General features: G+C 41.8%; 7 protein-coding genes. All 7 read left to right on the forward strand.

Annotated features, from left to right (window positions below; genetic code table 11):
- Positions 1–12 precede the first annotated feature (12 nt).
- The 7 genes from rfbB to IE039_RS06105 all read left to right on the forward strand — a co-directional run bounded on the left by rfbB (position 13) and on the right by IE039_RS06105 (position 8,661).
- Positions 13–1,050 (forward strand): dTDP-glucose 4,6-dehydratase, encoded by a 1,038-nt coding sequence (gene rfbB, locus IE039_RS06075; RefSeq protein ID WP_010006420.1) that lies wholly within the window; start codon positions 13–15, stop codon positions 1,048–1,050.
- Between the two features lie 12 nt (positions 1,051–1,062).
- On the forward strand, positions 1,063–1,911 hold the full coding sequence (rfbD, locus tag IE039_RS06080; RefSeq protein ID WP_189428902.1) for a dTDP-4-dehydrorhamnose reductase: 849 nt from the start codon (positions 1,063–1,065) through the stop codon (positions 1,909–1,911).
- Between the two features lie 49 nt (positions 1,912–1,960).
- The gene (locus tag IE039_RS06085) at positions 1,961–2,371 is read left to right on the forward strand and encodes a GtrA family protein (RefSeq protein WP_146977139.1); all 411 of its coding nucleotides are present in this window, start codon (positions 1,961–1,963) and stop codon (positions 2,369–2,371) included.
- On the forward strand, positions 2,371–3,192 hold the full coding sequence (locus IE039_RS06090) for a glycosyltransferase family 2 protein (protein WP_189428903.1): 822 nt from the start codon (positions 2,371–2,373) through the stop codon (positions 3,190–3,192). The genes IE039_RS06085 and IE039_RS06090 overlap by 1 nt, the downstream gene beginning before the upstream one ends.
- The gene (locus IE039_RS06095; protein ID WP_010001585.1) at positions 3,193–4,146 is read left to right on the forward strand and encodes a glycosyltransferase family 2 protein; all 954 of its coding nucleotides are present in this window, start codon (positions 3,193–3,195) and stop codon (positions 4,144–4,146) included. It abuts the gene before it with no gap.
- A gap of 220 nt (positions 4,147–4,366) precedes the next feature.
- Entirely contained in the window at positions 4,367–6,388 is a 2,022-nt protein-coding gene (locus IE039_RS06100) for a hypothetical protein (RefSeq protein WP_229782843.1), read from the forward strand.
- Between the two features lie 146 nt (positions 6,389–6,534).
- Entirely contained in the window at positions 6,535–8,661 is a 2,127-nt protein-coding gene (locus tag IE039_RS06105) for a GH25 family lysozyme (RefSeq protein WP_189428904.1), read from the forward strand.
- Positions 8,662–8,706: the final 45 nt, after the last annotated feature.

Below are 8,706 nucleotides of genomic sequence, written 5' to 3' on the forward strand. Positions count from 1 at the left end.
TTGGAGAGAAACATGACTGACTATAAAAATATTTTGGTAACTGGTGGTGCTGGCTTTATCGGGGCGAACTTCGTGCGTTACATTGTGGCAGAACACCCAGATGTGTTTGTGACCGTGTTGGATAAGTTGACGTATGCGGGGAATAAAGCCAACTTAGCTGGCTTGCCTGAAGACCGTGTGAAGTTGGTGGTTGGGGACATCGCCGATGCGCCATTGGTGGACCAATTGGTCGCCGAAACAGATGCTGTGGTTCACTATGCTGCCGAATCACACAACGATAACTCCCTCAAAGATCCATCACCCTTTGTGCAAACCAACATTATTGGGACTTACACCTTGATTGAAGCAGCGCGTAAGTACAACAAGCGTTTCCACCATGTTTCAACGGATGAAGTCTATGGCGATTTGCCATTGCGGGAAGACTTGCCAGGTCATGGCGAAGGGGCTGGTGAAAAGTTTACACCAGAATCACAATACCGGCCTTCAAGTCCTTATTCCTCAACAAAGGCGGGGTCTGATTTGTTAGTCCGTGCTTGGGTGCGTTCATTTGGCTTGCAAGCCACGATTTCTAATACATCAAACAACTATGGGCCTTACCAACACATTGAAAAGTTTATCCCACGTCAAGTAACCAACATTTTGAGTGGGATTAAGCCAAAGTTGTACGGTAACGGCAAAAACGTGCGTGACTGGATTCACACCTATGACCATGCCACAGCCATCTGGGCGATTTTGACCAAGGGTAAGATTGGGGAAACTTACCTCGTTGGTGCCGATGGTGAAAAGGATAATATCACGGTTTTGCGTGCCATTTTGAAGGATATGGGCAAGGCTGAAGACGACTTTGACTTTGTGCAAGACCGTTCAGGGCATGACTTGCGCTATGCCATTGATGCCACGAAGATGCGTGAAGAATTGGGTTGGACACCAAAGTACACCGACTTTGAAACTGGTCTAGCAGATACCATTCAATGGTATGCCGATAACCAAGCTTGGTGGCAAGGTGAAAAGGCCGAAGTTGAAGCTAAGTACGCGCAAAATAATCAATAAGAGAGCGTAGACATGAAATTTCTAATTACTGGCGCCAATGGGCAGCTAGGACAAGAATTACAAAAACTTTTAACAGAACGTGAACTAGATTTTGTCGCGTTGTCGTCACAAGAACTGGACATTACCGATCGTGCGGCCGTCTTTGCCACGTTTGAAACAGTCCAGCCAGATGTGGTGTTCCATGCCGCTGCTTATACCAAAGTTGACTGGGCCGAAGATGAAGGACGTGACATTAACTGGCAAGTCAATGCTAATGGGACGAAAAACGTCGCCGATGCAGCGAAGCTCGTGCAAGCCAAATTGGTTGCTGTATCAACCGATTATGTGTTTGATGGTAAAAGCCTAACGGATTATCGTGAAACTGATCCGGTTAATCCGCAAAATGCTTACGGTCGGGCCAAACTAGCAGGTGAACTAGGCGTGGTTGAAAGTGGCGCCGATGCCTATATCGTGCGAACGAGTTGGGTGTTTGGTGAATTTGGGAATAATTTTGTCTACACGATGCAACGTCTGGCTCAAACGCACCCGAAGTTGAGTGTGGTCAATGATCAGTTAGGTCGGCCAACTTGGACGCGGACATTAGCGGAGTTTATGTTACATTTAATCACGGTGAATGCGGCATTTGGGACGTATCATTTATCAAATGATGATACCGCGACTTGGTTTGATTTTGCGCGGGAAATTCTTAAGACAACGGACGTCGAGGTGACACCAGTGACGAGTGCAGAATTCCCCCAAAAGGCCTACCGTCCAAAGCATTCGGTGATGAGTTTGGACAAGGCCAAAGCGACCGGCTTTGATATTTTGAATTGGCGTGCAGCCTTGGCCCAATTTTTGGCAAGTCTACAAGATAAGGACTGAATTGACGCACGATAGAAACGTCCGTCATGAGAGGATTTTTTAGATTAATATGATAGATTACATTAAAAAATTGATTTCCGATGAAAAATTCAGATTCCTTTTGGTTGGCGGATTCAATACGTTTTTTGGTTTTTTTATTTTTACTGGTTTAACATTAACATTAAAAACAGTGCCACATGGCTATATGGTCGCGTTGGTTATTTCCCAAATTGTGTCTAATTTTGTGGCATTTTATTTACATCGGAAGGTAACATTTCGTGTTCAGGGGCAAGTTGTCAAAGACTTTGTTCGGTTTACGATGATTAACCTCGTGAGTTATGTGATTAACTTGGTTGTATTGCCACTATTGGTTAATTTCGGACATATGAACCCAATTGCTGCACAGTTTTTAATTTTAATTGTGACAACGATGATTAGTTTTGTTGGGCATAAGTTTTTTTCATTTAGGAGATCAAAATAATGTTAGATATTTCGGTTGTTATACCCGCATATAAAGCGAGACCCTTTATTGAAGAAACCGTGCAATCAGTGTTAGACCAAGTTGGTGTTACTTTTGATGTGTCAGTTGCAATTCAGGGACCGGAAGATGGGACGCGCGCGTTATTAGAAAAAATGGCTGCGACGAATCCACGGCTAAAAATTTATACTGCACCACAGGGGGCAGCCAAAGAAAATTGGCAATTTGTGTCAAGCAAAGCAACGGGGAAATACATTAAATTAATCCCACAAGATGATGTGCTACTGCCAGGTACCTTAAAGCGGCAATTTGATTTATTAGAGGCCAATACAGCTACAGTCTTAACGGCTAGTTTACGAGAAGTTATTGATGATCAGAACCATGTCATTAAAAAGTCGTGGGGGCTTTTGGGCTTGAAGCGACCAATGCGTGGGGCAGCGGTTATTCGTCATGTAGTTGGTTTAGGCATTAATGCGATTGGTGAACCAGGTGGTGTCTTGATGCGCCGTGATGCTTTTGAGCAGGCTGGTGGTTGGGATTTTACGCATCCGTATGTGGTTGATTTATCAACTTACTTGCATGTTTTGACATTGGGTAATTTTGTGCCCGATGTGACAGTGGGCGTAAAATTCCGCGTCAGTTCAGGCCAATGGACGGCAGAGTTACAGGATGTTCAGAGTCAACATGTCATCGGTATGAATGAAGCGATGCACCAAGAGTTTCCTGATATTGTAACAAAATCAGTCCTGTGGCGTGGTAATGCAATGGCAAAAGTCATGCAGAATTTACGCCTCATGGTTTATAAAGTGAGAGGTATGAAATAAATGGCATCAAAAAAATTAGCAATTGTTTTGCCAGCTTACAATGAAGAAGAGGTCATTGAAAAGACCACAGCGCGATTACATGATTTGTTGACAGAAATGATACAAGCAAATCTCGTTGCGCCAAGTAGTTTTATCATGTATGTTGATGATGGCTCAAAGGATAAGACTTGGGCACTTATCAATGAACTACATGAAAAATATGGCAATGTTCAGGGATTGCGTTTTAGCACGAATTTTGGGCATCAAAACGCGCTTATTGCTGGGATGACGTATTTAACAGATACAGATGTTGATTATGTTGTGACGATTGACGCTGATCTTCAAGATGATCCACAAGCTATTGTTGAGATGGTTGAATTGGCTAACTCAGGGAAAGACATCGTTTATGGTGTGCGTAATGATCGAACAACCGATACGTTCTTCAAGCGCTTTACGGCACAAAGCTTTTACAAAGTGATGTCAGCGCTAGGGGCTAATTCAATTCCCAACCATGCGGATTTTCGTTTGGTCAATCAAAAGGTATTGCGTGCCTTTTCAGAATATCAAGAACGCGAAATGTTCTTGCGTGGCATTTTCCCACTGATTGGTTTCAACGAAGCCAAAGTTTATTATGCCCGTGCTGAACGCGAAGCTGGGGAAACGAAGTATCCTTTGCGTAAAATGATTAAGTTTGCGGCAACAGGGATTACATCATTTTCAATTTCACCAATCACATTTGTGCGGAATGTCGGTTTAGGTATTTTTGGGATTAGTATCCTTAGTTTAATTTATATCTTTATTGGTTGGGCATTTGGTAAAACATCAGCAGGTTGGCCAACTTTGATGGTGTCGATTTGGATGCTTGGTGGGTTGCAATTAGTGGCAATCGGGATTATTGGTGAATATATTGGCAAGATTTTCCTTGAAGTTAAGCACCGCCCACGTTATATCATTGCCGAAGAGTTGAATGATTAAGGACCTGCATAATATGACGATCAAGCAAAGACTACGCAATAGTTGGCAAAGTACCTTTGGTGCAATTGTCCTCATTGTTGCGATTGTGTCCATTTTTAGCTTAATTCCATTGTTCTTTTTTCATCGTTTCTATTTTTTGGATGACACACAACGTGGGGCAATTGGGCAATGGTATGAAGTTGGCAAATTAGTGATGCAGGGCCAGTTACCGATTTTCAACGTGGCTGCCCAAGGGTCAGGGAATTATTTAGCTGAGGGTCAGTGGGGAACATTTAGCCCACTGGTTTGGTTAATCTCCGTTGTTGTTTATTATTCTTCTAATTTTTTGATATTTGCGTCGATATTTAAAATTGTTCTGTTAAACATCTTAGGGGTTGGCTCTTTCTTGTTGGCGCGCTCAATGGCTGTTCAAAAGCCATACGCAATTATTTATGGGATTGTGACGCCTTTTGTCGGATTTACTATTTTTGCAGGCGCCTCATCTTGGGTGACTGATTTAATGGTTTCGGCCTTTTTCCCTTGGTTTTGGTGGGTTTTACGGCGATTTTTGAATAAAAACACAGGTCCAGTATTGGTTTTTGTGGTTGGTTATTCAATTATTACCGTTGGGTATGTCTTTGGAACAATCATGTTAATTACCATCATGTTGGGAGCTTTTATTGCTGCCATCGTGATGAAAAATTGGGCGCAATTACGTCGGATTATCTTTTTAGGCATTAGTTTAGCTGCGACAACAATTGCTGTATATCTACCAGGAATTGCCATTTCACCCGTAACAATGCGCAGTGGATCGGGAATAACGAATGATAACTTTTTCTCACCAAACCTATCAGATTTGTTATTTTCATTCTCTCCAATAGGTTATCCAGAACTTAGTTCTTGGTGGACTACAAGTAGTGTTACCTATATGCCTTGGATGTATATTGGTTGGCTTGCATTATTGTTTATTTTTCTAGATTATAGAAATGTTAAAAACACTATTGTTAATAATAAAACAATTTTTATCCAATGGTTAGTGCCAACATTAATAACATTTTTTCTTTTGTTTGGACCATCAAACATTGGACCGTTACGTTACCCAGTTCGAATGATGGCATATTTTGGTCAATTAACGTTGCTCCTACTGATATTGCTATTATCAAAAGTTGGATTAAAGTTTAGTAAATCACGCCTTTGGATTTTGGCTGGCATAACTTTTTTGGGAACATTTCTTGAATTTTCAAATACACCTGCCCGAATTGAGTCAAGTTTGGCTACCAATGTCATTATTGCATTATCTGTAGCCGCTTTGGCGTATATCGGTAGTGGTGCTACACTTTTGAAGTTTAAATCATTTCTCGTACGTGTAAAGAAACCAACAGTAGTTATTCTAAGCATTGCAATTTTAACAACTGGTTTTTCGATGTTAGTACAACAAAGAACAATTGGAAGAAATAATGATTCTATTCAACAACAACATATTACTTATAAGTATACTGACTTCCAAATGCCAGCTAAGAAATCTGATATTTTGAAGATGTCTAAAAAATTCCAAGGTAATACTGTTGTATTAGGGAATGATGATCATATTATTGTTGGTAATGATTGGTATATCACAAAAAATGATTCCATGAACGTATACACGCCAGTTGGATTTAAAGAGTTTAGTGCAGATTTTCGAGGTGGTGAACCCACTCACGTGCCAGTTGAGCATTACGCAAAGCTATTTAAAAAAGATAAGCAAACGCAGTTACCGTTGGCAGATCTTTTGAGTGTCGACACCGTAGTGGTTGGTAACGAAGGAGATCGTAAAGTTTATCGTAATCTCATCAAGCACAAAAATGTGCCGTCTGGTTGGCAGGTAACGTCTCATGATCAACATTATGTTGTGATTCAGCGAGAAAAGATCAACAATAATGTCGGTGGTGTTGTCTGGAGCAATATCCCACAAGTGACGGAAATTAAAAATTCGAATTATGAAGTCACAATTAAAGTACCAGCACATCGTGATGAAGCCAAAGTCGTCTTTTCAAGAACGGCATGGCCCGGCTATCATGTGATAGGTGGACAGGCAAAGTTGGCTAAACCACTACGTGGCTATTTGACACAAGTTAAAATACCAGCGTCACAAGACGAACAAACAATTACGTTACAGTTTGAGCCACCGCTCTTTAAAGCATCTGTTAGCTTAATTGGTTTCGCGGTCATGCTAATTGTATTTTGGTCTATTGGCCGAGGCGTTATGTTAGTAAAACAGAAATAATGATAAAAAATCATCCAAAATTTTTTGGATGATTTTTATATCTCATGTCATATAAAGATGACATGAATTTTGTTATAATAAATGTATTATAAAGTTATAGGAAAAGTAGATTGAACAATGCAGAATAACAAAATCACTAGCAGTTAGTGATTATTTTAACGGCTGTTATTGGTCTGTTACTCACGAGTCAATGGTCATCACCAGTAGCAGCAGTACAACAACCGAGTATCCAATATCGGACGCATGTCCAGGATATTGGCTGGCAACCTTATGTCGCTAATGGTCACATGGCTGGCACAACCGGGCAAGGCAAGCGTTTAGAGGCGACAACTATCCAACTTGCTAATCAAGACAGTACCATGACTGGTAGTGTTCAATATCAGACGCATATCCAAAATATTGGTTGGCAAAATTGGACACAAGATGGTGGTGTCAGTGGCACTTCAGGTCAAGCGCTAAGACTTGAAGCAATTCGCATTAAACTTTCAGGCAATATTGCGAACTATTATGATGTTTACTATCGGGTCCATGCACAAAACTTTGGCTGGCTAGGCTGGGCATCAAATGGTCAGGCAGCTGGAACGGCTGGATATGGCTACCGTCTGGAAGCGTTAGAGGTTGTGTTAGTCCCTAAGGGCCAACCCGCGCCAGGTAGTACGGCAAATGCTTTTTATAATCTAAATGGCGACCCAAGTGTTCAGTATCGGACGCATGTCCAAGATATTGGCTGGCAAAACTTTGTATCTGATGGGCAGACGTCCGGTACGACCGGCCAAGGTAAGCGATTAGAAGCCACGATGATTCAGTTAGATAACCAAAATGCTGACACATCAGGCAATATCCAATATCAAACGCATATCCAAAATATCGGTTGGCAAAACTGGACACAAAATGGTGGGATTAGTGGTACTTCGGGTCAAGCGCTACGGTTGGAAGCTATCCGAATCAAATTATCTGGTAATATTGCTAATTATTATAATGTTTACTATCGTGTCCATGCGCAAAACTTTGGTTGGCTGGGCTGGGCATCAAACGGGCAAGATGCTGGAACATCTGGTTATGGTTATCGCCTAGAAGGAATGCAGGTTGTCTTAGTACCTAAAGGCCAGCCTGCACCAGGGGATACGACGAATCCATCTTACACGCGAAAGCCCGATCCAAGTATTCACTATCAAACAAATGTCCAAAATATCGGTTGGCAAAACAGTGTCGCAGATGGTGGTACCGCCGGTACAACCGGGCAAGCACTGCGTGTTGAAGCCTTTAAGGCTAATGTGAGTGACTTACCGGACAACATGTCTGGTGGGGTGACTTACAAGGCCTATGTCCAAAATATCGGTTGGCAATCAGCGGTCAGTGATAATGCTGTTGCCGGTACTTCAGGGCAAGGCTTACAGGTTGAAGCCTTAAGCTTTAATTTAACAGGAACGTTAAGCAATAGCTATGATATTTATTATCGTACTTATGTGCAAAATTATGGTTGGCTAGGTTGGGCATCAAACGGTCAAACCGCCGGAACGGCTGGGCGCGGATTACGTATTGAAGCAATCCAAGTGCAATTGGTCAAAAAGGGTGGGACAGCACCTGGTGGTGGGACAGCTTACTTACCACCCATTGCCCCATCAGATTTTATCGATGTATCTTCTCACCAGAGTTGGCTAACGCAGGCGGACTACAAGGCAATGTATGCAGCAGGTATTAAAACAGCTGTGATTAAATTATCAGAATATACAACCTATAAAAATCCATTTGCAGCCACACAAATTAGCTATGCCAGAAATGCTGGAATGAAGATTGCAGCGTATCATTATGCCTGGTTTACGAATCCATCAGAAGCAGCAAATGAAGCAAAATATTTTGCCAACTATGCTAAAGCTTTGGGACTTCCAAGTGATACGCTGATGGTAGATGACTATGAAGAAGGTTATGCTGTCAATAGTACTGGTGATAAAGTTGCGGATCTCAACGCATTCCGTAACACATTAGCGCAACAGGGTTATCCGAATGTCATCAACTATTCTTACAAAGCGATTACTGGCCCGGATAACATTGTGGATACCAATCGTATTAGTACAAAAGATATCTGGATGGCGCAGTATCCAAATGAGGCAAATCCGGCAGCTGCCCGTGCCTTACAATATAATTCAGAATTTGCGGCGTGGCAGTATAGTGCTAGCAAGTATTTTACTGGCTTATCACAGAATAAGCCTTTGGATATCAGCATTGACTATACGGGAAGGTTTACAAATGGCAGATTGCAAGAAATAACTTGAACGAATTTAGTGACGTAGATTAAGTAAGAAGATCTCGATTGGTGT

The sequence above is a fragment of the Leuconostoc lactis KCTC 3528 = DSM 20202 genome, from assembly GCF_014651235.1.
Lineage (GTDB): Bacteria > Bacillota > Bacilli > Lactobacillales > Lactobacillaceae > Leuconostoc > Leuconostoc lactis.